The 25,173-nt window shown below is 60.4% G+C and carries 25 protein-coding genes and 3 pseudogenes; 16 read left to right on the top strand and 12 right to left on the bottom strand.

All coding sequences use genetic code 11. The annotated features are described in order from the left end of the window. Window positions 1-41: 41 nt before the first annotated feature. From CAG31_RS20090 to CAG31_RS20060, 7 genes are all read left to right on the top strand, one after another. Window positions 42-2,483 carry a phage tail tape measure protein gene (locus CAG31_RS20090; protein WP_085584388.1) on the top strand — a complete coding sequence of 814 codons (2,442 nt, stop codon included), beginning with the start codon at window positions 42-44 and terminating at the stop codon, window positions 2,481-2,483. Between the two features lie 9 nt (window positions 2,484-2,492). Next, window positions 2,493-3,338, top strand: coding sequence for a phage tail protein (locus CAG31_RS20085; protein WP_085584386.1), 846 nt, complete (start codon window positions 2,493-2,495; stop codon window positions 3,336-3,338). Further along, entirely contained in the window at window positions 3,313-3,519 is a 207-nt protein-coding gene (locus CAG31_RS20080) for a tail protein X (RefSeq protein WP_085584383.1), read from the top strand. The genes CAG31_RS20085 and CAG31_RS20080 overlap by 26 nt, the downstream gene beginning before the upstream one ends. A 69-nt stretch (window positions 3,520-3,588) precedes the next feature. Further along, window positions 3,589-4,632: a phage late control D family protein gene (locus tag CAG31_RS20075; protein ID WP_085584381.1), complete on the top strand. Its 1,044-nt coding sequence runs from the start codon at window positions 3,589-3,591 to the stop codon at window positions 4,630-4,632. 36 nt (window positions 4,633-4,668) lie between these two features. After that, a complete protein-coding gene (locus CAG31_RS20070; RefSeq protein ID WP_085584379.1) occupies window positions 4,669-5,232 on the top strand; it encodes a glycoside hydrolase family 19 protein in 564 nt (187 codons plus the stop codon). Continuing rightward, window positions 5,214-5,756 (top strand): lysis system i-spanin subunit Rz, encoded by a 543-nt coding sequence (locus tag CAG31_RS20065; RefSeq protein ID WP_085584377.1) that lies wholly within the window; start codon window positions 5,214-5,216, stop codon window positions 5,754-5,756. Before CAG31_RS20070 ends, CAG31_RS20065 begins: the two co-directional genes overlap by 19 nt. A gap of 150 nt (window positions 5,757-5,906) precedes the next feature. Beyond that, window positions 5,907-6,701: a DNA adenine methylase gene (locus CAG31_RS20060; RefSeq protein WP_085584375.1), complete on the top strand. Its 795-nt coding sequence runs from the start codon at window positions 5,907-5,909 to the stop codon at window positions 6,699-6,701. A 760-nt stretch (window positions 6,702-7,461) separates the two neighbouring features. On the opposite strand, the pseudogene CAG31_RS28735 reads toward CAG31_RS20060, so the two are convergent. Next, window positions 7,462-7,658 (bottom strand): annotated as a pseudogene (locus CAG31_RS28735) (DUF159 family protein); the annotation flags it as partial. A gap of 95 nt (window positions 7,659-7,753) precedes the next feature. Here CAG31_RS28735 and CAG31_RS20050 point away from each other — a divergent pair. From CAG31_RS20050 to CAG31_RS28565, 4 genes and pseudogenes are all read left to right on the top strand, one after another. Beyond that, the gene (locus tag CAG31_RS20050) at window positions 7,754-8,179 is read left to right on the top strand and encodes a LexA family transcriptional regulator (RefSeq protein ID WP_085584634.1); all 426 of its coding nucleotides are present in this window, start codon (window positions 7,754-7,756) and stop codon (window positions 8,177-8,179) included. Then, a complete protein-coding gene (gene umuC, locus CAG31_RS20045; RefSeq protein ID WP_085584373.1) occupies window positions 8,172-9,446 on the top strand; it encodes a translesion error-prone DNA polymerase V subunit UmuC in 1,275 nt (424 codons plus the stop codon). The genes CAG31_RS20050 and umuC overlap by 8 nt, the downstream gene beginning before the upstream one ends. Window positions 9,447-9,597: 151 nt before the next feature. Then, entirely contained in the window at window positions 9,598-10,302 is a 705-nt protein-coding gene (locus CAG31_RS20040; protein ID WP_085584371.1) for an HNH endonuclease, read from the top strand. Between the two features lie 70 nt (window positions 10,303-10,372). Then, a pseudogene (locus CAG31_RS28565) lies at window positions 10,373-11,186 on the top strand (DUF4113 domain-containing protein); the annotation flags it as partial. 233 nt (window positions 11,187-11,419) lie between these two features. Here CAG31_RS28565 and CAG31_RS28270 read toward each other — a convergent pair. The 3 genes and pseudogenes from CAG31_RS28270 to CAG31_RS29035 all read right to left on the bottom strand — a co-directional run. Beyond that, a complete protein-coding gene (locus CAG31_RS28270) occupies window positions 11,420-13,498 on the bottom strand; it encodes an ATP-binding protein (protein WP_139831325.1) in 2,079 nt (692 codons plus the stop codon). 510 nt (window positions 13,499-14,008) lie between these two features. Beyond that, a complete protein-coding gene (locus tag CAG31_RS20030; protein WP_085584369.1) occupies window positions 14,009-14,221 on the bottom strand; it encodes a hypothetical protein in 213 nt (70 codons plus the stop codon). Between the two features lie 134 nt (window positions 14,222-14,355). Then, window positions 14,356-14,424 (bottom strand): annotated as a pseudogene (locus CAG31_RS29035) (hypothetical protein); the annotation flags it as partial. 17 nt (window positions 14,425-14,441) lie between these two features. On the opposite strand from CAG31_RS29035, the gene CAG31_RS28265 reads away from it, so the two are divergent. From CAG31_RS28265 to CAG31_RS20015, 3 genes are all read left to right on the top strand, one after another. Then, the gene (locus tag CAG31_RS28265; protein ID WP_139831326.1) at window positions 14,442-15,209 is read left to right on the top strand and encodes a hypothetical protein; all 768 of its coding nucleotides are present in this window, start codon (window positions 14,442-14,444) and stop codon (window positions 15,207-15,209) included. 396 nt (window positions 15,210-15,605) lie between these two features. Then, a complete protein-coding gene (locus CAG31_RS20020) occupies window positions 15,606-15,968 on the top strand; it encodes a DUF6124 family protein (protein ID WP_085584366.1) in 363 nt (120 codons plus the stop codon). A 136-nt stretch (window positions 15,969-16,104) separates the two neighbouring features. Then, window positions 16,105-16,314: a hypothetical protein gene (locus CAG31_RS20015; protein ID WP_085584364.1), complete on the top strand. Its 210-nt coding sequence runs from the start codon at window positions 16,105-16,107 to the stop codon at window positions 16,312-16,314. A 2-nt stretch (window positions 16,315-16,316) separates the two neighbouring features. Here CAG31_RS20015 and CAG31_RS20010 read toward each other — a convergent pair whose 3' ends face one another. The 7 genes from CAG31_RS20010 to CAG31_RS19980 all read right to left on the bottom strand — a co-directional run bounded on the left by CAG31_RS20010 (window position 16,317) and on the right by CAG31_RS19980 (window position 22,689). Continuing rightward, window positions 16,317-17,108 (bottom strand): transporter substrate-binding domain-containing protein, encoded by a 792-nt coding sequence (locus CAG31_RS20010; RefSeq protein WP_085584362.1) that lies wholly within the window; start codon window positions 17,106-17,108, stop codon window positions 16,317-16,319. A gap of 124 nt (window positions 17,109-17,232) precedes the next feature. Further along, window positions 17,233-17,913, bottom strand: coding sequence for a SinI family restriction endonuclease (locus tag CAG31_RS20005; protein WP_170929995.1), 681 nt, complete (start codon window positions 17,911-17,913; stop codon window positions 17,233-17,235). Window positions 17,914-17,987: 74 nt separating this feature from the next. After that, window positions 17,988-18,917 carry a copper homeostasis membrane protein CopD gene (copD, locus tag CAG31_RS20000; RefSeq protein WP_085584358.1) on the bottom strand — a complete coding sequence of 310 codons (930 nt, stop codon included), beginning with the start codon at window positions 18,915-18,917 and terminating at the stop codon, window positions 17,988-17,990. Between the two features lie 3 nt (window positions 18,918-18,920). Next, entirely contained in the window at window positions 18,921-19,295 is a 375-nt protein-coding gene (copC, locus tag CAG31_RS19995; protein ID WP_085584356.1) for a copper homeostasis periplasmic binding protein CopC, read from the bottom strand. Between the two features lie 52 nt (window positions 19,296-19,347). Beyond that, entirely contained in the window at window positions 19,348-20,223 is an 876-nt protein-coding gene (locus tag CAG31_RS19990) for a copper resistance protein B (RefSeq protein WP_085584354.1), read from the bottom strand. 10 nt (window positions 20,224-20,233) lie between these two features. Continuing rightward, window positions 20,234-21,946 carry a copper resistance system multicopper oxidase gene (locus tag CAG31_RS19985; protein ID WP_085584352.1) on the bottom strand — a complete coding sequence of 571 codons (1,713 nt, stop codon included), beginning with the start codon at window positions 21,944-21,946 and terminating at the stop codon, window positions 20,234-20,236. A gap of 101 nt (window positions 21,947-22,047) precedes the next feature. Then, a complete protein-coding gene (locus tag CAG31_RS19980; RefSeq protein WP_085584350.1) occupies window positions 22,048-22,689 on the bottom strand; it encodes an FMN-dependent NADH-azoreductase in 642 nt (213 codons plus the stop codon). A gap of 102 nt (window positions 22,690-22,791) precedes the next feature. Here CAG31_RS19980 and CAG31_RS19975 point away from each other — a divergent pair, with 102 nt between their 5' ends. Then, entirely contained in the window at window positions 22,792-23,646 is an 855-nt protein-coding gene (locus tag CAG31_RS19975; protein WP_085584348.1) for a LysR family transcriptional regulator, read from the top strand. 6 nt (window positions 23,647-23,652) lie between these two features. Here CAG31_RS19975 and CAG31_RS19970 read toward each other — a convergent pair whose 3' ends face one another. After that, a complete protein-coding gene (locus CAG31_RS19970; RefSeq protein WP_085584346.1) occupies window positions 23,653-24,135 on the bottom strand; it encodes a hypothetical protein in 483 nt (160 codons plus the stop codon). Between the two features lie 165 nt (window positions 24,136-24,300). Between CAG31_RS19970 and CAG31_RS19965 the strand changes: the two genes are divergently transcribed. Continuing rightward, a complete protein-coding gene (locus CAG31_RS19965; RefSeq protein WP_085584344.1) occupies window positions 24,301-24,969 on the top strand; it encodes a ribonuclease T2 in 669 nt (222 codons plus the stop codon). Window positions 24,970-25,173 lie beyond the last annotated feature (204 nt).

The following is a 25,173-nucleotide window of genomic DNA, read 5'->3' as shown; positions in this document are numbered from 1 at the left end:
TGAGCCACCGCTCAACCCCCTTTGACGCATAAGGCACGCACATGGCGAAGAACCTCGCGCTCGGCTTTGTCATCGGCGGCGCCGTCGACCCGACGGTGGGCAAAGCTTTCAAGGACGTCGAAAGCAAGATCAAGCACCTGGAGTCCGTGGGCTCGAAGGCCCGCGTGCTGCAGAACACCATCGGCGACACCATGCGCCTGCGCGATGAGTGGCGCAAGGCGCACATGACCGGCGCCGAAGGCGCGGGCAAGCTGCTGGCCAAGTACGAAAAGAACCTCGAACTGCTCAAGAAACAGGGCGTCGAGGTCGGCCGCCTGAGCAAGGCCTACGCTACCTTGGGCCGCGTTGCCGCCGGCGCCGAACTCAAGGCGCTGGGCCACCAGCAGATCGAGGAAGGCCGGTCCGGCCTGAAAAGCTCCATCGGCCAGGCCGGCGCGCTGACCGCCGCCGTCGCCATCCCGACCAAGGTCAGTGCGGACTACGGCGCGATCATTCGCGACATCGCGATCAAGGCCAACATCGCCAACTCGTCAGAAGAGGCGAGACTGTCCAAATCCGTTATCGGCACGTCACGCGACACGGGCATGGCGCGTAACCAGGTGGCGGAGGTCGTCAACGCCTTGGTCGGTGCCGGCATGGAGCTGGACAAGGCTCAGTCCTATACGACGATGGCGGCCAAGTTCTCCGTGGGCCAGGGATCGGAAGGTGCCGTGACGGCCAAGATGATCAACGCCCTGGGGCAGAACGCCAAGATCACCGATCCGGCGATGATGCAGAAGGCGCTGGAGACTATCGCCTACCAAGGGCAGGCGGGCAGCTTCGAGGCGGTCGACATGGCCCGCTGGTTCCCCGAGCTGTTGGCCGGCATGGGCAAGCTGGGCATCACCGGGATGGACTCGGTGACGCAACTGGGCGCCATGCTGCAGGTGCAGATGAAGACGGCCGGCGGTTCGGACGAGGCGGCCAACAACCTCAAGAACTGGATGGAGAAGATTGGCTCCGGCGAGACGGTCAAGGCCTACGCTAAGGCCGGCATCGACTACAAGGGGTCGATGCAGACCGGACTGCAGAACGGCAAGTCCACGCTAGAGTCCAGCTTTGCGCTGGCCCAGAAGTACATCGAGGCGACCGACCCCAAGCGGGCCGCTGAGATGGCTAAGGCCACGGCTGCCATCAGCAAAGAGGCCGATCCCGAGAAGGCCAAGGCCATGATGAAGTCCCTGGAGGAGGCCCTGCGCACCGGCGACCTGTTCGCCGACATGCAGGTCAAGGCCGCCCTGACCGCGTACATGCAGAACAAGGATCTGTATGAGCAACTGAAGAAGGACTCGGCGGGTGCGACCGGGATCCTGGACAAGAACCTCGCCGAGCGGCGGCAGACCTCGGCGCAGAAGTGGGCGGAGATGGCCCAGTCCATGGACGACGCCATGCGCAGCATCGGCGATGCGCTGCGGCCGGTCACCGACGGCGTGGCCGACGGCATCAACAATGTCAGCCGCAGGCTTTCGGGACTGGCTGACGAGTTCCCACGGGTGACGCTCGGCATAGGGGCGGCAGTGGCCGGTCTGATCGCGCTCAAGGGCGCGGCGAGCGCCTTCAAGATAGGCAAGGGCCTGATGAACCTCGGGCGCGGCACCCTGCTTGGCAACCCGAACATCCCGCAGAAGGTGATCGTCACCAACCTGCCGGGCAAGGGAGGCGGGCTGGGTGCCGATGGCCTAGATGTCGGTGGCGACGACAAGAAGGGCAAAGGCGGCAAGGGTGACGGCCTCGGTCGTAGGGACAAGATCGTCAACGGCATGAAAGGCCCGGCGGCGCTGGCGGTGGTCGATGCCGGCCTCAAGGCATTGGACACCTACCAGAACGCCGAGACCCGCGATGAAAAGGCCGAAGGCTACGGCGAGGCGGCGGGCGGGCTGGCCGGCACGCTGGCCGGTGCGGCCGCCGGTGCAGCCATCGGGACGGCGGTGCCGATCATCGGCAACATCGTCGGCGGCCTGATCGGCGGCTACCTGGGTTACCTGGGCGGCGATGCGGCCGGCGGCTTCTTGGGCAAGAAAATGTTCGGCACTGACGAGTCGCTCAAGCGGGTGCCGGATGCCGGGCCGCTGATGATGGCCAACGCCGGGCAGAACCTGCCGCCGGTGATGGGTGACATCGCCCGGTCCTTTGCGCCGAAACCGGCCACCGGTCCGCTGGCCCCTGGCGCGGCGATGGGCGATGTGGCCCGTTCGCTGGCTGCACCTGCCGGTGCACCGGTTCCGCCGGCATTGCTGGCAGCACCGATCCCGGCGGCCAAGGCCGAAGCTACGAAGGTCGAGCAACGGGTCGAGATCACGGCGCCGCTGCAGATCACCGTGCAGGGCGACGTCAAGGATCCGGCCCAGATGGCGCGCGAGCTGCAGCCCTACATCGCGCAGCAGATGCAGCAGGCCACGCAACAGCTGCAGAACCGCACGCTGTACGACGAACCGCATGTGTAAGGAGGGCCGATGGCCTACATGGAACAGCTGCAGTCAGGGCTCAAGCAACTGGCGGCAGCGGGGGAGACCGGGCGGCGCAGCCTCGATGGCATGATGGGGCCGGTCAACGGCGCGATCAGCGAGATCAGCGGCGCGGCCTCGGAGCTTGAGGGCATCCCGATTGTCGGCCCGGCGGTCGGGGAAAAGCTGCAGCGCGTGATGCGCGGGGTGAACGCGGCCCAGGCCAAGGTCGGCCAGGTGGTGGCCACCTACAACAAGGCCACCCGCGCCCTGTCGCAGATCGACGAGCGCATGGGCGAGCTGAAGGAACAGGCGGCCCGGGCGTCCACCGCGATCAACAAGATCGCCGGCAAGGTCAGCCCCTCGCTGGGCAACATCCTGCCGACCGGTGCGCTGGCCGGCGACGCTACGCCGGTGCCCGAGGCGGTCAAGCCGTTCCCGCACCTGCTGATCATGCAGCCGCTGGATCCCAAGGAGGTGCCGTACTACTTCAACCTGGACACCGCCGCCTTCGACGAGCTGCGGCGCTCGACGGAGTACCGCTGGGCCTCGCAGGAGCGCCTGACCCGGCGGCCGGCGCAGCAGGCGGTGGGCATCGGCGAGGAAAAGATCACCCTCAAGGGGGCGATCTTCCCCGGCTTCAAGGGCGGCATCCGGCAGCTGGACACCCTGCGCAGCCTGGGCGCCCAGCTCCAGCCGCTGACACTGACCACCGGCTACGGCGACGTGCTGGGCACCTGGTGCCTGAAGAACATCGAAGAAGAACAGAGCGCGCTGCTGCAGGGTGGGATCCCGCGCAAGCAGGCGTTCACCTTGGAGCTTGTGCGCTATGGCGACGACCTGCAGAACGTCTGACGGAGACCTGCTCGACACCCTTTGCTACCACGCCTACGGGCACCTCAACGGCACAGTGGAGGCGGTGCTGGACGCCAACCAGGGGCTGGCCGACGAGCCGCAACCGTACCGCGCCGGCATCGTGATCGAGCTGCCGGATCTGCCGCCACCCGACGACAGCGAGGTGATGCTGTGGGGCTGACGCCTTGTTCGCCTGTCGCTGATCGACTCAACCGGCCCGCCCAGCGCGGGCCTTCCTTTGGATGGAATCATGACCCCAACCTTTCGCGTCGTCGCCGACGGCGCCGACATCACCCAGCGCATCAACGACCGGCTGCTGCAGCTCAAGACCACTGACAAGCCCGGCATGGAATCCGACGAGTTCGAACTGCGCATCGATGATCGCGACGGCGCGGTGGTGCTGCCTCCTCGCGGGGCCAGCATCGAGGTCTACCTGGGCTACGCGGAAACCAAGCTGACCCGCATCGGCCGCTACGTCGTCGACGAGATCGAGCTGTCCGGTCCGCCGGACACGCTGGTGATCACCGGCAAGGCCAGCGACATGCGCGGCAGCGGCAAGACCACCCGCAGCGGTAGCTGGGAGAGCGTGCCGCTGTCGCGGATCGTCGCCGACGTCGCCGCCCGCAACGGCTGGCAGGTGGTGTGCCCGGTGCAGACCAAGGTGCCGCGAGCCGACCAGCTCAACGAGTCGGACTTCAACTTCATCACCCGGCTGGCCAAGCAGTACGACTGCACGGCGAAGGTCGCCGACGGCAAGTTGCTGGTCATGCCGCGCCAGGGCGGACAGAGTGCCTCGGGCAAGGCGTTCGGCGTGGTGACGATCCAGCGCCCTGATGTCAGCCGGTTCCAGTTCAGGCTGGGCGACCGTAACACCCACAAAGCGGTCTCCGCCAAGCACCAGGACAAGAAGACCGGCAAGCTCGCCGTGGTCACCCTCGACAACGACGAGTCGCCGGACGGCCTGCCGCCGGTGCACATCGACCGCCACATCCACCCGAACAAGTCCGCCGCCGAAGCGGCCGCCCAGGCGCGCCTCACCGCGTTCAACCGCTCCACGGCCGGCGTCCGGCTGGAGATGGCGGGGCGCACCGACCTGTTCGCCGAGCGGACGATCAACGCCCAGGGCTTCAAGGTCGGGCTCGACGGCGAGTACCTGGTCGACTCGGTGGAACAGGTGTTCACCCAGGCCGGCTGGAGCACAACGGTCGAGTGCAACGGCGGCAAGAAGGGCAAGGCGAAAGCCAAAGGCAAGAAGAAAAAGGCGGCGAAGGAGCTGAAGGTCGTTCAGCTCTAGCAGTCGCGCCGCATCCCCAAAGACGAGGAGAACCCCATGTCACTGACGGAACAACAGCTGCAACGCATCATGCCCAACGCCCGCCGCCAAGCGGGCGTTTTTGTTTCCGCGCTCAACGCGGCGATGGATCACCGGCAGATCAATACGCCCAAGCGGCAGGCCGCGTTCCTGGCCCAGGTCGGGCACGAGTCGGGCCAGCTCAACTACGTGCGCGAGCTGGGCGGCGACCAGTACCTGAGCAAGTACGATACCGGCACCCTGGCCGCGAAACTGGGTAACACGCCCGAGGCCGACGGCGACGGCCAGCGCTACCGGGGCCGGGGCCTGATCCAGGTCACCGGCCACAACAACTACCTGCGCTGCAGCCTGGCGCTGTTCGGCGACGAGCGTCTGCTGCGCACCCCTGAGTTGCTGGAGCTGCCTCAGTGGGCCTGCGAGTCGGCCGCATGGTTCTGGTGGGTTCGCGGGCTGAATGCCTTGGCGGACCAGGGCGAGTTCGAGGAGATCACCCGCAAGATCAACGGCGGGCTGAACGGCCTGCAGGATCGTCTGCAGCTGTGGGAGCGGGCGAGGGCGGTGCTATGCGCCTCGGCGAACTGATCCCGGCGCCGTACCGGCTGCTGGCCATGGGTGTGCTGCTGGCCATCGTTGCCGGCGGATCCGCCGCGCTGGCCTGGCAAGTGCAGGGTTGGCGTTACGGCGAGCGGCTGGCCGAGCAGGCGCGCCTGCATAGCGAAGTCCTCAACCAACTGACCCTGGCCGCTTCCACTGCGCAGCAGGCCGAACAGGATAACCGCCAAGCGCTGGAGCAGCGCCTGGCGACCAGCGAGCAAACCCACTACCGAGCCTTGAGCGATGCCCAACGTGATCAAGTTCGCCTGCGCGACCGCCTTGCCACTGCTGATCTGCGCCTGTCAGTCCTACTCGCCACCGCCGATGCCGGCGGCACCGGTGCGGTGCCAGCCTCCACCGCCTCCGGCAGCGTGGTTCATGGCCCCGCAAGAGCCGAACTTGACCCGGCGCATGCTCAACGAATTGTCGGCATCACCGACGACGGCGACCGGGGGCTGATCGCCCTTGCGGCCTGCCAAGCCTACGCCAAAGAAATCTCAGCACCGAAGTGAAAAAGAGCGGCCGACCCGGATGCGCCAACATCCGCCCCGGCCGCTGTCCCTGCAGAATGTCCCTGCAAGTCCAGCCAAGGCTCTTGCTCCGTGCACAAAGCGCGGCGAGCCTATCACCTGTTTATCCATACAGTAAAGGTCTTGCTTTCAATGTCTTCACCCATCATCCCTTGGATGGGCGGCAAACGCCGCCTGGCCGACCGCCTCCTCCCGCTCTTCCCGCCACACGAATGCTACGTCGAAGTATTTGCCGGCGGTGCCGCGCTGTACTTCATGAAGCCCCAGCCTTCGCCGGTCGAAGTCCTCAACGACATCAACGGCGACCTGGTGACGCTCTACCGCGTCGTGCAGAACCACCTCGAAGAGTTCGTGCGCCAGTTCAAATGGGCGCTCAGCTCGCGGCAGGTGTTCGAATGGCAGAAGATGACCCGCCCCGAAACCCTCACCGACATCCAGCGCGCCGCGCGGTTCTTCTACCTGCAGCACCATGCCTTCGCCGGCAAGGTCTCAGGGCAGTCGTTCGGCACCGCCACTACCGCCCCGGCCATCAACCTGCTGCGGATCGAGGAGAACCTCTCGGCCGCTTGGCAGCGCCTGGCTGGCACCTACGTCGAAAACCTTCCTTGGCTTGAATGCGCCGAACGCTACGACCGTGCGCACACCTTCCACTACATGGATCCGCCTTACTGGCAGACCGCCGGCTACGGCGTGGACTTTCCGTTCGAAAACTACGAACGGATCGCCGACTTCATGCGCCGCTGCAAGGGCAAGGTGATGGTCAGCATCAACGACCACCCGGACATCCGGCGGGTGTTCGAGGGATTCCACGTCGTGACTCTGGACATCCGCTACTCCACGACCAACCAGCGTGAGGGAAAGGCCGAGGTCAGCGGCGAACTGGTGATCATGAATTGGGAGCCTGCTGCTTTCGGACAACTCTTCTAGTCACCAGAGGTGAAGATTGAGATACAAGAAAATCAACAAATTTATAAGGCGAATGGTTTCGATATAGGCGGTTATCAATAGAGGGGTGATCATAAGTTTAGCTCGCAGGTGCACGTCGCTTCGTTCGAAGAAGTGGCGTGTGTTAGTTGTAGTGGCGACGGGCGTGAACATACCGCTTGCAGAATAAGTGTGTCAATTAATTGTGAGTTTTTTTATCGGAGGTCTGGGTAATACCGTATTACCAGGTGCTGGCATGAGGAGAGGGTGTGACTCTTGACTGGACTCTATTGAGTAGGTGTCAGTGCGCAAAAAAAACGCGGGTAAGCAGTTGCAAAGATGCAAAGGTACAAAGGTACAAAGGTACAAAGGTACAAAGGTACAAAGGTACAAAGGTACAAAGGTACAAAGGTACAAAGGTACAAAGGTACAAAGGTACAAAGGTACAAAGGTACAAAGGTACAAAGGTACAAAGGTACAGAGGTACAAAGGTACAGAGGTACAGAGGTACAAAGGTACAGAATTACAAAGGTACAGAGTTGCAAAGGGCAAGTTGAGAAGATGATAAATGAAGAAATGAAGAAATGAAGAAATGAAGAAATGAAGAAATGAAGAAATGAAGAAATGAAGAAATGAAGAAATGAAGAAAGATAGAAAGATAGAAAGGTAGAAAGATAGCCTGGGAGGTTCGTTTACCGTGCGGGCGGCGGTGGGCTACCTCCTCTACACGTGCATTGATCGGAGCCACAAGATCTTTGGCCTAGTGCGGACGCCACCCTCAACGCACCATGTCCGCGTGCAGAAATCCTTCCTCCAGGTGAAAGAGCGCGAGCTGTGTGGTGGGGGCGGCGTTGTAGCGTTCGAGGGGCTGAACCCGACGTGATTGACGAGTGCGTTTGGCATGCTCAGCGCCGCGACAAAGTCATGGATACCGCTGTACTGGGAGAGTCGTCCGCACATGGTTCGGCCGCCTGTCAGATATTTCCTACAGAAATTGACCGCAAGGCCAACGGAAAGTTAACTGTATGTTCGTACAGTATTGGAAGTCGTGCGTCATGAGTTACTCAATCTTAGGTCCGGTCGCTGAGGGCGGCCTAAAGGTGCCGCGGTGCTTATTCCGGGTTCCGGCCGGCTTCCCGTCGCCGGCGGCGGATCACATCGAGGCGCAGATCTCGTTGGACGAAGTGCTGAACATCCGAGCACCGCACGTCTACCTGGTGTCGCTCACGGGCGAAAGCATGCAGGGCGCCGGGATCTATGAGGGAGACCTAGCCATTGTCGATCGATCCATAGAACCGGCGCACGGCCACATCGTGATTGCGCTGCTGAACAACGATCCCGTCTGCAAGCGTCTCTGCCGGCGAGGCGACCAGGTGATCCTGCTGTCGGAGAACCCCAAGTATCCGCCGCGCTACGTGCTTGAGGGCGATGAGCTGTCAATCTGGGGCGTGGTCACCAGCAGCGTGCGCAGCCATGTCTAAGGCCGCGCCGGTGTTCGGCCTGATCGACTGCAACAGCTTCTACGCCAGCTGCGAGCGTGTGTTCCGTCCAGACCTGGCCAAGGTGCCCATCGTGGTGCTGTCGAACAACGACGGTTGCGTCATCGCACGCAGCTACGATGCCAAGCCCTACGTGAAGATGGGCGAGCCGTACTTCCAGATCAAGCACAAGCTGAAGCAGCACGGCATCGTTCCGTTCTCCTCGAACTACGCGCTGTACGGCGATATGAGCGAGCGTGTCATGACACTGACCGAATCAATGGTGCCGGCGGTCGAGGTCTATAGCATCGACGAGGCATTCGTTGAGCTGACCGGCATCAGCGACTTGGACGGCCTGGGCCGCCGGATCCGCAGCCACGTTCTGCGCTGCACGGGCATCCCGGTCGGCGTCGGCATCGCACACACCAAGACGCTGGCCAAGCTGGCCAACCACACCGCCAAACGCCTGCAGGCCCAGACGGGTGGAGTCGTGAATATCTGCGACCCGGCCAAGCGAGACTGGGTGCTGCGCAACACGGACGTGGCCGGAGTATGGGGCGTCGGCCGCCGCATGAAAGCGCACCTGGACACCATGGGCATCAAGACCGCCATGGATCTGGCCAAGGCGGATCCATGGACGCTGCGGAAAAACTTCAGCGTGGTCATCGAGAAGACGGCCCGCGAGCTGTCTGGCACGGCCTGCCTGGAACTGGACGAGCCGGATCCGCCGAAGCAGGAGATTTGTTGCAGCCGGATGTTCGGCAAGCGCCTGACGGAGCTGCAGCCCATCAAGGAGGCTGTGGCCACGTACGTGATGCGCGCCTCGGAAAAGCTCCGGGCCCAGAACTCACTGTGCAAGAAGATCCGCGTCAGCATCCGCACCGGCATGTTCAATCCGGAGGAGGCGAAGTATGCAAACGGCGTGCTGATCGAGCTGCCGTACCCGACCGACGATGTCCGTCTGCTCACAAGGGAGGCCGTCAAGGCGATCGACCGGGTGTTCCGGCCGGGGTTCAGGTACAGCAAGGCCGAGGTGATGCTGGTCAACCTTTGCCAGCCTGGTGAGTTCACCGAGGATTTGTTCGCCAGCAGGCAGTCAACGGAGGCAGCGAACCTGATGTCCGTGCTGGATAAGATCAATGGAAAGTGGGGTAGGGGAACGCTACGATCTGCAGGTGTACCGATCAAGCCGGATTGGGGGATGAAGCGCGAGATGATGAGCAAAAGTTTTACAACCAGGCTTGATCAGCTTTGGAAGGTGAAGTGTTAGTAGAGATGCAGATGGAGCAGTTTTTGAGGCGGCGCACTGTGCGGTAGAACTCCGAAAGGTTTTGTTCTGCAGCTGTTTCGAAAGATAAAGTTTCAAGGAGAGCATTTAAAGTGAGTTCGTGCAATGCATATTTCACAGGGAGGAAGCAGCGATGACTTTTGAAGATTGGATGCGTCATCGTGCGCTATCGCAATCATCAGTGAAAAAGTATGAAGGTGCTATTCGTGGAGCGCTGTCAGATTGGGCTATTGCTAATGACCTTGTTCAAGGCCCACTCACTTCTTTGACTAGCAAGTCTGCGTTTGATGGAATTGCAACAAAAATTCGTGAATTGCCAGTCTTTAAGCAGAGAAATGAGAGCGGTCATCACATGTATAGCAGCGCGCTCTTAAAATTTTCCGAATATCTTTCAGATGGCTATAGTGGTGATATTGAGTCGGATATTGATGATATTCTGAGAGATTCAGATATCGGCGAGACAGAAAAAAGCAACCTGATTAAGTCTAGAATTGGTCAAGGGGCTTTTAGGCAAAAGCTGGTGGCCTATTGGAATTGTTGTTCAATAACTGGGTTCAAAGATGTAAGCCTATTGGTTGCTTCGCACATAAAGCCATGGCGTGTCTCATCAAACTCTGAGCGGCTGGATCCTTTTAATGGCTTCTTGCTTACTCCAAATCTAGATAGAGCATTCGATGCGGGTTATATAACCCTGTCGCCTTCTGGTGGAGTAGAGATATCTCCTCTCTTGACGGAGTCTGAGTTGTTGGGTATTTCTCCGGGGATGCGGATTTCATTAGTGCCACAACATGAACCGTTTCTTGCGTTTCATCGTTCTAATGTATTTCGTGCCGGATGAGGAGTGCTTGAAGATGCTTATGTACCTTTACAAGAGGTGGAAATTTATTGGGTGATAGCAATGTCCGCAGCGCTGCACGGGCATCCTGGTCGGCGTCGGCATCGCGCACACCAAAACGCTACCTAAGCTGGCGAACCACACAGCCAAACGCCTGCAGGCGCAAACGGGCGGCGTCGTGAACATCTGCGACCCGGCCAAGTGAGACTGGGTGTAGCGCAACGCGGACGTGGCTGAAGTATGGGGCGTCGGCCGGCGCATGAAAGCGCACCTGGACGCCATGGGCATTAAGACGGCTATGGATCTGGCCAGGGCGGATCCCTGGACGCTGCGGAAAAACTTCAGCGTGGTCATCGAGAAGACGGCCCGCGAGCTGTCTGGCACGGCCTGCCTGGAACTGGACGAGCCGGATCCGCCGAAGCAGGAGATTTGTTGCAGCCGGATGTTCGGCAAGCGCCTGACGGAGCTGCAGCCCATCAAGGAGGCTGTGGCCACGTACGTGATGCGCGCCTCGGAAAAGCTCCGGGCCCAGAACTCACTGTGCAAGAAGATCCGCGTCAGCATCCGCACCGGCATGTTCAATCCGGAGGAGGCGAAGTATGCAAACGGCGTGCTGATCGAGCTGCCGTACCCGACCGAGGATGTCCGTCTGCTCACGAGGGAGGCCGTCAAGGCGATCGACCGGGTGTTTCGGCCGGGGTTCAGGTATTGAGGTGATGCTGGTCAACCTTTGCCAAGCAAGCGAGTTCACCGAGGATCTGTTTGCCAGCAGTCAGTCAGCCGATACGAGTAAGCTTATGTCCGTGCTGGACAAAATCAACGGAAGGTGGGGTAGGGGAACGTTGCGATCTGCAGGCGTGCCGATCAATCCAAATTGGGGGATGAGGCCCGCGATAGGCCGCTTGAGGACAAAGGATCGAGCAGAAATGCCCGTTTTTGTTGGCCTTAAGCGGCCTATGGCAACAACGGAAGGGGTTCGAATCCCTATCGTTGATGATTGAATCAAATTTAAAAAAGAGATGCGCGCTGAAGAAGTTGCTATGTTCAGCGCGCTAAGCTCAATTTTATGTGTTAGCTGTTAGCTGTTAGCTGTTAGCTGTTAGCTGTTAGCTGTTAGCTGTTAGCTGTGTCGGGCAAGTTCGTATTGAATGCTTAGCATCAACTCATCCAATACAGCCTGTTGTAATGCAAACCAAGGCTCCCTCACCTGAGATATTGATTTTCCTTCTAAATCTAAATCCAGGTAGTTTTTTAGTTGTGTTTCAACCTGGGTATTAAGAACTAAATGCAAATCGTTATTTCGATAAACTTTTATTCTGTGTAATGCAGACCAGAGGTCTGGGTACGTTGTTTTTATAGTTTTCCAGAAGTAATTGCTATCGTTTTGGCTTTTTCCAAAACTCTCTACTGACTCAACGAAGCAGCGGTTGCATATGTTAATAAAAACTACAAACGACTCGTTGTCTGTAGCAGGCTGGATATTCGAAAATCTTTCAGCTTCAGGAAAGTCGCCAAACCCAAATAGTGATGGTAATGAGGCTTTCTTTATTTCTTTTGTGAGGGTTCGCAGCTCTCTGCTAATGGTTCTTGAACGGTTCGATACCCAAGAGGAACGCTGTTCCAGAGGGATTAGTTTCCGTATTAGCTGACGTTTTTCTCTGCGCGCCAACTCTCTGCCCACGTATTCTCCAACAACGGGGATCTCAAAGGTCGGACGTTTGTAAGTGTCAAATCTTAGAAGTCCGTAATCTCGAAGATGCCTTGTGTACTCTGGTTCTTCCGATAGCTCGCGGACGTCTGCTATTTGCCCACTGGCAAGCATTTCTAACATGGCGTACTCATCGGCGTAGAATCTTTGAAGCTCTCCTACTACGTGGCGGCAGTAGAACAAAAGCTCTTCATCTCTTTGGCCTTCAGTTGTACTAAGATCGGCTGCCGTTATAGAGGCTGGTCTATCAGTATTTGTGCGCTCAAGGGATTTGTGGACCTCACTGCACGCCATGCGAATTAGTAGGGGGTGCCCCCCATACCTTTGAAGAAGGTAAGTTTGAGCATCCGGTTCGAAAGTAATTCCCATTCGCTTTCCGAAGAACTTAAGCATTCCCTTAAGCTCCTCCAACTCAAAGCCTCTCAAGTACTTTGGCTGAACGATTCCAAATATAGGATTTTGAACCTCGTCGACTGTGTCCATTTCAACTACTTTTGGATTTACGCCAACAATTATATTTGAAAGTCTGCGTATTTGACTTTGAACGGCCCACAGGGTCTGCCAGAATGGGACAAAGTCTTTGTGCCAGTGGATATCATCTTTGGCAATGGGAGAGATGAATTCGATTTCGTCAAAAATAAGTACAGTAAATTTGTTCTCGGGTGTGAGTTTCAAAACTTCCATTAAAGCATCGGATACATGCTTTTTGTCATCAACTCCGTCTGGTACCTTAATGCCATTCTTGGCGGCGATGTCTCTTGTTATTTTTGCCAAGAGCTCATTCCAGCTAAGCATCCTTATGGAAGGTAATTTTGCATCGTAGTAAAAAACCGAGCCTACATTGTCTCGATTTATGATGCGTTGAAGTTTATAGAGTACGGAGGTCTTACCGGTTTTTCGAAGGCCGAATAGGCCGCGATTCTGTGATCGCTTTACTGCATCAAGATAATCAGCGACGAGCTGATCACGACCAAAAAAAAACAAGTCAGAGTCAATCGGAAGTTGGTTGTCAAATAGGTTTCTTGAAAATAGCTGCTCTCTTATCTTATTTCTTACAAACCAAGAATCGGATGCTGTGCGAGTAAGTTCGTTTGAGTTAAAAACTACTGATAGGCGAGTGTCTGGGTTTGCTGCAGTGTAGTCGACCATCCACTGTCTTCCACTGTCGGATGGCGAACAAAGGAAAAATAGTGACTGTTCTACACGTCCTTTCGCCGGCGTGTCTCTCAACGTTTGGTCAACTGCCTGGAGCACTCGCGGTTCTAAGCTAGGAAAGTCCGTTATAAATAGAGCAATTTCTTGATCGATGCCAAATGTCTGAGAAATGAATGCCTCTGGAAGCAGGAAATAAACTGCTATATCTGTTCCAAAAGATCTATGGCTGGCACCCCAGGTTACATCAAAGCCGTTTAGAAAAGGAATGAGTAGCGTCCTATCCTTTGGGCGTCGGGCTAATAGTCCTGTTAATACGTCATTCTTGATTTGTCCCATTGCTCACTCCTGATTTTTTATTTTGCGTCTCTAAATGATATTTGTAAAACTCTACGTCAGTTTTTTACGCGCAGTAACTGCCCATGCCGCGAGGTTAAGGCGAACGCTTCATAGATGATCGAGGTGACAAAATTTTTTGGATGGATTTTTACTAAGCTCGTCTAAATGGGTAGTCTCTTTTTTGCATAGTCATATCATGTAATTGTCCGTTAGTCGATACTACTTTGGTTGGTGTTTTGCACTTAATGGGGGGGGCTCGCAGTCGAGCAGTGATGATCCAATAGCATTCGTTTGAGATCGATAGCAGAGCTCCTGAGGGGGCGCTATGAGCTAATGAGGGACGATTCAAGGTAAGAAGGAGGTCTAAACCATGTCGAAATACGCTTAGGGCTAATTCATAGGAGTTGAAGGGGAGGCATATTTGACGGCCTGAGGTGGCGAAGGCTGGCAGCAGAAGGGTGTCGAATCTGATTTATATCTTGTGCAGAAGCTAGGATGAGGGGGCGGCTCTCAAAGATTTTTGCTTCGTAGCTTTGCCAAGCCTTGCTTGATGTAACCGGCGTTCTCTCCAATCTTCCACAAGCTTCCACGAACGTTTTCCCCGGCCTCGGTCATTCCTTGCTTTTCAGCTAGAAGCGTCAATTCCATGAGCGCTGCCTCCAATCCAAGCTGATTCTGGTAGATCCTTTCCAGCACATCCGATAGCGAATACTCGTTTGACATGGGAACACCTCACTTCGAAATCTACCAAGCATAGCAGAGCGCCACGAGGGTGCTGGTCGCTTAATAATTGCTACAAAAGGAAGGTTGAGATGCCGGAAGTGTAGATAGGCAAGGGACGATCGGTTGGACTATGCCCAATCCATCATCGGCGCGACGGAAAAACGGCGGGAGAGCGGAGCGGGTGCGGCGGTAATCGGGGACATGGGCGGTTCTGGAGTGGGTGGGGCTGGGAGGTGGGGGAGTTTATCAGGATTGGAAGCGCGAAGGGCTCAAGGGCTTTGGCCAGACGGACAGGTTGCCGGTGAGAGGATTTTTCTATCCAGAAGTCCTGCTTTTGCGGTTTTTTCTTTCTGTTTTAAAGCGCGGTGTTACCGTGCCTGGCTTCACATGCCATTACCTTGGACTGCTAGAAATGAGAAAGGGATTTAACGTTTCGATTTGCGTACTGACGATTGTCGCGTTTTGCATACTGTTTTTCGGAGTGCCTGTTGCTGGCGTCTACAGCCACCCAAGAATTGCGACCTATGCAGCATTTTTAAGTTGCTTTGTATTGTTCCTGATGCTTCTTGAAATGAGGCAAGACCGCGTGTTGAAAGGGGTGTTTCTGATAGGCGCAGGTGTGCTTTATCAAGTGGTCTATCCAAAGTTTTTCTATATCTTTGTCGACAAGTCGATCATGCCCTCTGATGCCGTAGACCATTTTGAGATTTTTGGACAGGTCATTTCGCTGGCCTGTGCGGGGGCCGGCGGTAGCATCATTGCTGCCTATGCCGATAAAACCTCCAGCGACAACGAACAGGCCTTGGTGTCGAGTCTGGCACCAGAAAGGACCGTGATTGAAAGAACGGTGATAGACAATACGTTGCATATCAAACAGCTAGTAGAAAGCAATACGACCCTGAGCAAGAAAATCACTGCACTGGCGGTTGTGGTCGCCGTGATGCTTGTCGTGGTGATGATTGGGGCGATGGTTTTGTTGTTTCGTTAGAGCGGCGCAAGATTGCTGAATGCAAAATTAAACAGCAATGGTCGGTGCATGTTTAAGCATTGGTTTGTGTTGTCGGCTACTGCCCACGTAGCCTTGCACCACCCCCTACACCTAAGCCAGAATCCGCCGACTTGTGCGTCTAGGGCACGGGTTTTATCGTTCCAGGGTCACTGAAAACCAGTGATCGGGTTTGGTAGCCCGTTTCGTTTCTAGATGTGCAGTGTCCCCATGTGCAGCCGCTTTTTCAGGGCTTCGGTTTCATGGTGGTCATGCGTGGGGCCCATCCGTGGGCGCCGGGTTCTAGTGCGACCGGTCTACCAACCCGCGTATGGCCGCCACCCTCGTTTGGTAGCGAGGTTGATGGCTTCCCCAATGTTCGCGCTAGAGGTTCCATCCATGATCAAACCAACACCCAACCCACCCCACACCGACCCCGCATCCCCCTACGAATCCATCGATTCCCGAAAACTCAACGAAGCCGCCGAGCGCGCCCTCGACCATTACCTCAACCCTACCGCGCAGATCATGGGCACTCCTCATGAATCCGAACCCATGTACCTGGCCAACCCGGTGTACGACACCGAATCCCTGCTGGCCAACGCCAGCGAGAACCTCGGGTCGGCGTCGGAGATGCTCAATAACTTCGCCGCCGTGCTGGGCGCCGGGCAGCGGCGGATGGCGTTGGGCATTGCGCAGTTGGTGATGTTGAGCGAGGTGGCGGTGAATCAGGCGCTGGATAACGTCGAGCCGAAGACGTAAGCCACGGCCCGGCGAATGGCCTAGGACAGGGCGGCAATGCTGAACCCCGGCTGTCGAGCCGTGAAGTTTCATGTTGCCGCCCACCCCGGGCGCCTAGGATGGGAGCGACAAGACCGCACCCCAAGGGAGCCCAGCCATGCATGCCCGACTTATTCACGCGTTGTTGATCGTCGCCGCCGTTTCAGCCTTGAGCGCCTGTTCGGGCGGCGGCATGACCACCACCACGTGCTTCTCCGCCGACTGCCAGTCGTTGGACGGCCGTAACGCCAACACCCTGAAGTTCGGCGGGAGCAGCATCGGCAACAACTTCAACCAGTACAGCTCGGGCCTGTTGCACGACGATTGAGGTCACGGCGCCGTGGGCGCGGCGATCCATTCGCCCAGCACTTTCTGGTACTTGCCGGTCACCTTGCTCAGGTGCAGCCACTGGTCGACGTAGAGTTTCCAGCCGATGTCGTCGCGGGGCAGCAGGTAGGCCTTTTCGCCGTACTGCATGTACTTGTCCGGGTTGACGGCGCACAGGCCCGGTTTGAGTTTCTGCTGGTAGCGTGCTTCGGACGCGTCCGTGATCATCACGTCGGCCTTGTTGTCGAGCAGTTGCTGGAAGATCGTCACGTTGTCGTGCAGCGCCAGTTGCGCCTTGGGCAGGAAGGCGTGGACGAAGGCTTCGTTGGTGCCGCCGGCGGGTTCCACCAGGCGCACGCCGGGCTGGTTGATCTGTTCGACGGTCTGGTACTTGGCCTGGTCGGCGCAGCGCACCAGCGGGATCTTGCCGTCGACGTCGAGGGTGTTGCTGAAGAAGGCCTTTTTCTGCCGCTCCAACGTCACCGAGATGCCGCCCATGGCGATGTCGCATTTGCCCGCCAGCATGTCCGGCATCAGGGTTTTCCAGGTGGTCGGCACCCATTCGGCCTTGACCCCGAGGCTGTCGGCCAGGGTGCGGGCCATGGCGATGTCGATGCCTTCGTAGTCGCCGTCTTCGCGTTTGAAGGTGTAGGGCTTGTAGTCGCCGGTGGTGCAGACGCGCAGCCGGCCTTGTTGCTGGACGCTGTCCAGGTGCGAGGGGGTGGGCTCTGCTTGGGCGACGCCGGCCAGGGTCAGCAGGCCGCAGAAGATCATCCGGGTGGTTGGGGTGGTCATGGGTGAGGGGCTTCTGTGGGAAGTGGAAGTGGACGCAGTGTAGTGCCAGGGCGTTCCGGAAGGGGCGGGCATCCATGAAAAAGGGCGATCTTGCGGATCGCCCTTTGGTTTTGCGGCCGGTGGATTACGTCGGGTTGTTCGAGGTCATCTGCTGGACGACGTACGCCTGGAAATCCTGCTCGGACAACTGCGGCGCCAGTTGCGCGTCCGGGAAGTTGTGCCAGTTGGAGCCTTCCTTGCGGGCGAACGTGCGGTGCCACTTGAGGATGTTCGTGCCTTCGCGCACGGAGCGCGAGGACGAGTTCTCGGAGTTGTCGCGGTTCTTGATCTGGAGGATTTTCCAGTCGCCCGAGCCGTCGTCCGCGCGCTTGATGAAGTCGGCCTTTTTGGTGGTGTAGCCGGAGCACTGCACCCAGCCGGTGGGTTCGGCTTTGCTGGCGATGTAGTCTTCGAGCAGGTCGCCGGTGAGGTTTTCGGCGGCCATGGCGATGGCATGGGCGGTCTGCATCTTTTGCAGCTCTTCGGGCGCGAAGTTGCCGTGGGCGCCCATGATCACCGGGATGATCGGATCTTGGACGGTTCTGGGCAGTATCAGCTGTTTGGCGGCGCGGCCGTTGGAGAACTTTTGCGCCAGCCGGCCGATGTAGGCTTCGCTGCCCAGCGGCGCCGCTTTGGTGGCCTTGGGGGCGAACTCGGGGTTGGCGCTGAGGAACTCGACGACCGTGGCGAACGGGTCGACCAGATCCGGGTTGACGTCTTCCATGGCCGCACGGGCGGCGGCTTGGGCATTGGCTGGGAACGGCATGCGGTGTCCATACATCGTGGAGGGTGCGGGGTTGATATCACTTTGATGTTGTTTTGTACAACACCTGGATCCAATCACTGTCCCTCCATCTCGGGACTCAACGTCCCCAACCACGCCACCAACCCCACGATCACCAGCGCAATCCCCAACTCCACCGCCACGCTGCGGCGCAGCGCGTTCGCCGCCACCCGGTGCTGACCGTCGCGCAACGACCGCTCCAGCAATGGCCCCAGATGGAAGCGGTTCAGCGCCGCCAGCACCAGCATCCCGGCAAACAGGAACACCTTGACCGCCAGCAGGATGCCGTAGGCGCCGAGCAGGATGTTGCCCAGCGTCGGGCCGACGATGAACAGGTAGTTCGCCACGCCGGTGACCGTGAGCGTCACCACAATCACCGCGCCCACCCATTCGAAACGTTTGACGGCAAAGGCCAAAAGCCTAAGCCGCGCTTCGTCGAACTTGGCGTCGGTTCGCGCCATCAGCACCAAGGCGAGCAGGGCGCCCAGCCATGCGCCGGCGGCGAGCAGGTGCAGGATGTCGCTGAGCAGGTGCCACACGCGGCGTGACCCTTCGTCCATCGCGCCGTGGCCGCTCCAGGCCAGCGAGGCGAGGGCGACGGCGCCGGCCAGCGAGGCGATCCACAGGCTCAGGCCGGGCCTGCGCGGATGGATCGTCAATGCCAGCCCCACCAGCGCTAGCGCGCCGACCCGCACCGCCCAGGCCATTCCCACATCGGTTTCGCCCAACATCATTTGCAGGTGCGGCCACAGGGCGGCGAGGTCGGTTTCGCCACTCATGCTGCGAGTCATCATCACCAGGCCGGCCACCGACAGCAGCGCGCCCAGTGCGGCCAATAAGGCCAGCATCGGGCGCAGCGCCAGCACCGCGCCGGAGCGCCGCTGTTCGCCGCTAAGGCTGTACACGCCGAACGACGCCACGCCGAACACCAGCAGCAGATCCCCATACAACGCCAGGCGCAGCAGGCCGTTGATCAGCGCATCCATCGGTCACTTCACCTTGAACGTGACGTTGCCGGTGATCGGGTGGGTGTCCGACGACACCGCGCGCCACTGCACCTGATAGGTGCCGGCCGGCAACGGCGCCAGCGGGGTGACCAGCATGGTCTTGGGGTCGCTGCCGGCGCTGATCCGGGCCTTCATCGGCATGGGCGAGTGGGCCATGCCGGGCATTTCGGTCATCACCAGTTTGGCGCCAGAGAACTGGGTCGTCAGCGGCTCGGAGAAGCGCAGTTCGATCTTCTCGGGGGCGGCGCCGTCCGCGCCTTCGGCGGGGGTGGACGACAGCAGTTTCGGGTGGGCCAGGACCTGGGCGCTCAGCAGCAGTCCGGTGGCGAGTACGACGGCGGTTTTGATGGTGCGCATGCAAGGCCTCTTTCCGCTCGGGGGCGGTGTTTTTTTGGGATGGGTGAAGGGGTCAGAACCACAGCCGCACGCCGAGCACCAGGCGCGTTTCGCTGCGGTCTTCGCCTTCCTCCCGTGCGAAATCGGCGGTGTTGCCGTAGGTGCGGTTCCAGGTGACGCCGATGTACGGCGCGAATTCGCGGCGGATCTCGTAGCGCAGGCGCAGGCCTGCCTCGGTGTTGGCGAGCCCGGCGCCGATGCCGCGCTGCGGGTCGTTCTGCCCGTAGACGTTGAGTTCGGCGGTCGGCTGCAGGATCAGGCGGTTGGTCAGCAAGATGTCGTAGTCGCCCTCCAGCCGGATGGCGCTCTGGCCGCCCTCGCCGAGGAACGCCGTGGCTTCGGCCTCGAAGTTGTACAGCGCCATGCCTTGCAGGCCGAACGCGGCCCAGGTCTGCGGGGCGCCGGGCTTGAAGTCCTGGCGCACGCCGCTGACCACGTCCCACCACGGCGAGATCGCGTGGCCCCAGAGGGCCTGGAGCTCGGCGTCTTCGGTGCGGCCGTTGCTGCGCTCGCCCTCGGAACGCAGCCACAGCCGATCGGTGTCGCCGCCGATCCAGCCGGATACGTCCCAGGCCAGCACGCTGGCGTCGTCGGCGTCCTGCCATTCGAGCTTGTCGGCGAGGAAATAGCTGTGGACGGCGCTGTCATGCACCTTGTGCCCGCCGGGGCTGTTGAACACGGCGGCGCGGTCGGCGTCGGTCAGGGCCGGGATCGGCGTGCGGCTTTCGGTCGGCGCGGCGGGTTGCATGCCGCCGTCATCCATCGACTGCAGGGCGGATGCGTCCATGCCGGGCATCTGGCTGTGGTCCATGCCGGCCATGTCGCTGGCGGCCATGGCCGTGGACAGGGTGCCGGTGAGCAAAACGGGTAACGCTGCGAATCGGATCATGGTCGGCCCCTCATTCTTCCACGCGGACTTCACGGAACATGCCCATTTCCATGTGGTACAGGAGATGGCAGTGGTAGGCCCAACGGCCGAGCGCGTCGGCGGTCACCCGGTAGCTGCGGCGGGTGCCGGGGGGCATGTCGATGGTGTGCTTGCGCACCTGGAAGTCGCCGTTCTCGTCCTCCAGGTCGCTCCACAGGCCGTGCAGGTGGATGGGGTGAGTCATCATGGTGTCGTTGACCAGCACCAGGCGGATGCGCTCGCCGTACTTCAGGCGCAGGGGCTCGGCGTCGGAGAACTTCACGCCGTTGAACGACCAGACGAACTTCTCCATGTGCCCGGTCAGGTGCAGCTCGATGGTGCGGCCGGGGTCGCGGCCGTCGGGGTCTTCGAAGGCGCTGCGCAGGTCGGCGTAGGTCAGCACCTTGCGCCCGTTGTTGCGCAGGCCCAGGCCCGGGTCGTCGAGTTTCGGGGCGGTGGTCATGGCTTGCATGTCCACCAGCGGGTTGTCCTTTTCGCTGGCGGGGTGGGCCTGCATCGGGCCCATGCCCATGGCCGAATGATCCATGCCGGCCATGTCGTCCATGTTCATGCTGCCGTGGTCCATGCCGCCCATGCCCATGTCGTCCATGGTCACCAGCGGCCGCGGATCCAGCGCCGGCACCGCCGCCGACAGGCCGGCGCGGGCGGCGAGGGTGCCGCGGGCGTAGCCGGTGCGGTCCATGGCCTGGGCGAACAGGGTGTAGGCCTCGGCGGCGGGCTCGACGATGACGTCGTAGGTTTCCGCCACGGCGATGCGCAGCTCATCCACCGTGACCGGTTTGACGTGCAGCCCGTCGGCGGCGACCACGGTCATCTTCAGCCCCGGAATGCGCACGTCGAAGTAAGTCATGGCCGAGCCGTTGATCAGGCGCAGGCGCAGCTTTTCGCCGGGGCGGAACAGGCCGGTCCAGTTGGCGTCGGGCGCCTGGCCGTTCATCAGGAAGGTGTAGGTGGCGCCGCTGACGTCGGCGATGTCGGTGGGGTTCATGTTCATCTGCGCCCACATCGTGCGGTCGGCGACGGTGGCGCCCCAGCCCTTGTCGCTGACGTCGTGGATGAAGTCGGTGACGGTGCGTTTGTGGAAGTTGTAGTAGTCGGACTGCTTCTTCAGGGTCTTCATCAGGCTGTCCGGGTCTTCGTCGGTCCAGTCGCTGAGCATCACCACGAAGTCGCGGTCGTAGCGGAACGGCTCCGGTTCCTTGGCGTCGATGATCAGCGGGCCGTAGACGCCGGACTGTTCCTGGAACCCGGAATGGCTGTGATACCAGTAGGTGCCGTTCTGCCGCAGCTTGAACCGGTAGACGTACACGCCGCCGGGCTCGATGCCGTGAAAGCTCAGCCCCGGCACACCGTCCATGTCGGCCGGCAGCAGGATGCCGTGCCAGTGGATCGAGGTGCTGTCCTTGAGCCGGTTGCGCACGCGCAGCGTCACGGTGTCGCCCTCGCGCCAGCGCAGCAGCGGGCCGGGCAGGCCGCCGTTGATGGTCATGGCGGTGCGGGGAGAACCGGTGAAATTGACCGGGGTCTCGCCGATGAACAAATCGAATTCGCTGCCGCTCAAGGCGTTGGGCAGGCCCGCGTCGCCCTGGGCCCAGACCGGCGTGCGCCACAGCCCGAGGCCGCCGAGCAGCCCGCCGGCGGCCAGTCCCTTTACGAAAGTGCGTCTGGAGGTGTTGGAATGCATGCGCGGAAATCCCCGTCGAGCCGTCTGGTTCGGCAATGACGGGGAGGCTAGCGGCCGGCAGCTTTCAGTTGGCTGAGGGGCGGATTACAGTTTTGACAGCTTCACCGGTTGAGCGCGTCCGCCAGCGCACGGGCCTGTTGCGCCGCTACCGAGCGCGAGGCGCGGTCGACGTCTTCGCCCAGGATCGTCTTCTCGACGGTCAATCCGTGCACGTCAGTGACACCGATGAAGTTCAGCCAGGCTTCCACGTAGGGCTTCTGAAAGTCGAAGGTGTCGGCGGGCGTGAGCGAACCGGCGGAGAAGTCCATGCCGCGCGCATAGGCCACCACGGCGGTCTTGCCCTCCAGCAAACCCTGCAAGCCGCGCTCGGGGTCGAAGCTGAAGAGGATGTCCTTCTGCGACACCAGATCGATGAAATGCTTGAGCTTGTACGGGATGCTGAAATTCCACAGCGGCACCGACAGCACCAGCACGTCGGCGCGGTGCAGTTGGGCGGCGAGCGCCTTCAGACCGTCCCAGGCGGTTTGCTGCGCCGGCGTCAGGGGCGTGCCGTTGAGGCCGGCGTACTTGGCGTTCATCGCCTCTTCGTCGAACTCCGGCAGCGGCAGGCTCCACAGGTCCAGGGTTTCGACTTCCGTCTGCGGCCGGTGCTGCTGGAAGCGGTGGATGAAGTGGCGGGCGGTTTCCAGCGATGCGGAACGTTGTTTGCGGGGCGAGCATTCGATGTGCAGAAGGGTGGTCACGGTAGGCCTCGAAATCCGGGTGGGAGAACTCGAGCCATTGCAACATAGCTGGATTGAAACTATAAATCGCGAATATTCAGTCGATTGATCACAAAGCAAACTATGTTCGATGCCTTGCTGTTGAAGACCTTCGTCACCGTGGTCGATGAGGACGGCTTCAGCCGTGCCGCCGAAAAACTGCATTTGACCCAGTCCGCCGTCAGCGGCCATTTGCGCCGCCTGGAAGAGCAGCTCGGCAAGCCGTTGCTGGTCCGTACCACCCGTTCCCAGCGCCTGACGGCGGACGGCGAACGCCTGATCGCCTATGCGCGCACGATTCTGGCGTTGAACCGCGATGCCTGGGCGCAGCTCACGCGCACGCCGTTCCGGGGGCGGGTGCGGATCGGTGTTTCGGAGGATTTCGTCGAGCCCCGGCTGCTGCGTGCGTTGCAGGACTGCGCCGCGCAGCATCCGGGCATGGTGATCGATATGCAGGTGAACATTCCCGGCACGCTGCTGGGCCAGATGAAGCGAGGCGAGTTGGAGTTGGTGATCGGTTCGCTGTGCGAGTCCCGCGAGCCGGGTTTGCTGCTGTGGCAGGAGCCGTTGGTGTGGGCCTGGTCGGCGCAGGCGGTCGTTGAGTTGCCGACGCCGTTGCCGCTGGCGCTGTTTCCCGAACCTTGCCCGTACCGCGAAGCGGCGTTGACCCGCCTGGCCCAGGCCGGCATCGCCCAGCGCACCGCCATGCTCTGCACCAGCACCGCCGGGCTGCGCGCCGCCGCGTTGGCTGGATTTGCCGTGGCGCCCATGGCCGCCAGCCAGTTGGGGCCGGGGCTGGAGGCGCTGGATGCCAGGTTAGGGTTGCCGCCGCTGCCGGATGCGGAGTTTCGCCTGTACACCGCGGATCATGCCGACCCGCAGATGATCGAGGCGGTTTCCCGGGTGATCGTCGAACACTGTTCGTCGCGGCGGCGTTGAGGTTTCCTACAGCCCCAGCCCTTCCTGAACCACCAGCAGCAGGTTGTTTTCCGTCAGGGCGATGGCGTCCAATTGCTGTCCGGTTTCAAGGGTCTGCAGCCACCAATGGCTTTCGCCGTGCTCATCGACGGTGCGCAGCAGCGAGGTCTCCTTGCCCGGCAGGTTGATCTGCACGCGGCCGGCGCCGTCTTCGGTGAACCGCGCAATCGGGTCGAACGTCAAGCTGTGCTGGTTGGCGTCGATCACCAGTTGGTCGATGGCGTAGTCGTGGGTTTCGCCGTCGGGCGAGGTTTCGCAGACATGGGTGGGGTTGCGCCGGATCTTCAGGCCGACTTCCGCCACCGGTTGCAGCCAGCCTTCGATGCGGTGGTAAAGGGCATAGACTTGCGCGGGCCAGCAGTCGATCTCCAGTTCGGCGCAGGTGATTTCGTCTGCATGGGTGTGCCGGGTCTGTTTGAGTTTCGCGGCCAGTTCGTCTGCTTTACTCATGTCGGTTCCCTGTGGTGATGACAGCTCAATCGTAGTCCTTTCAAAGTAATGCACGTTTTGCCCTGCGTCATGCGCTTGCAACACAAGCGTGCCCCAATCGACTCCTGGCCCGAACCGGGTCAGCTCACCAAAACCACGGACGCAGACGTCCCAAGGAGCGGGAACATGAAAAAGCTTTTTACAATTCTGGCGCTGATCGCGCTGACGGCCGGTGGCCTGCAGACGGCTTCGGCGCGCCAGAGCCATGCCAGCAAGCAGGCGGCCACGGAGTCGGTGGCGGGGGTGTTCGACTACTACCTGCTGACGCTGTCGTGGTCGCCGACCTTCTGCCTGACCCACAAGGACGATGCGCAATGCTCCGGCAAGGGCTACGGCTTCGTCCTGCATGGCTTGTGGCCGCAGTACGCCGGGGGTGGCTGGCCGGAGTCATGCCCGCCGGTGACGACACTGTCGGCGGCGGAAACCGCCAAGGGCATGACCCTGTTCCCGACGCCCAAGCTGCTCAACCACGAATGGGCCAAGCACGGCACCTGCAGCGGCCTCGGCGCGATGGGCTATCTGGATGCGGCGGACAAGGCTGTGGCCGCGGTGAAGATTCCTGAAGAGCTGCAGCCGTTCAGCAAGTCGTATTACTTCGAGGCGCAGGAGATCGCCGACCTGTTCCGCAAGAGCAACCCGGGCATCCCGGCGAACGGCATCGCCGTGATCTGCAGCGGCCCGGAGCTGTCGGAAGTACGGGTGTGCATGGGCAAGGACCTGCAGTTCGGCGCCTGCGGCAAGGGCGTGAAGACCCAGTGCCGCTCCGGTGACATCCGCGTGCCGCCGTCGCGCTGATCCGGGCGCCAGACAGACCGCCATCGCCAGCAGGCTGGCTCCTACAGAGAATTTGGGTGAATGCCGAATCTGCGGCCACCGCAACGCCATGTGGGAGCCAGCCTGCTGGCGATGGCGGAGTGTCAGGCAGCAGAGATGTCGGCAGTGTCGGCCTCATCGCGGGCAAGCTCGCTCCCACAGTGGTTTTCGGTGATCCACGATACC

This window comes from Pseudomonas sp. R25(2017), assembly GCF_002112565.1.
GTDB lineage: Bacteria > Pseudomonadota > Gammaproteobacteria > Pseudomonadales > Pseudomonadaceae > Aquipseudomonas > Aquipseudomonas ekonensis.
The sequence above is the reverse complement of the archived record's forward strand: the minus strand, read 5'-3'. Positions and strand labels throughout refer to the sequence as shown.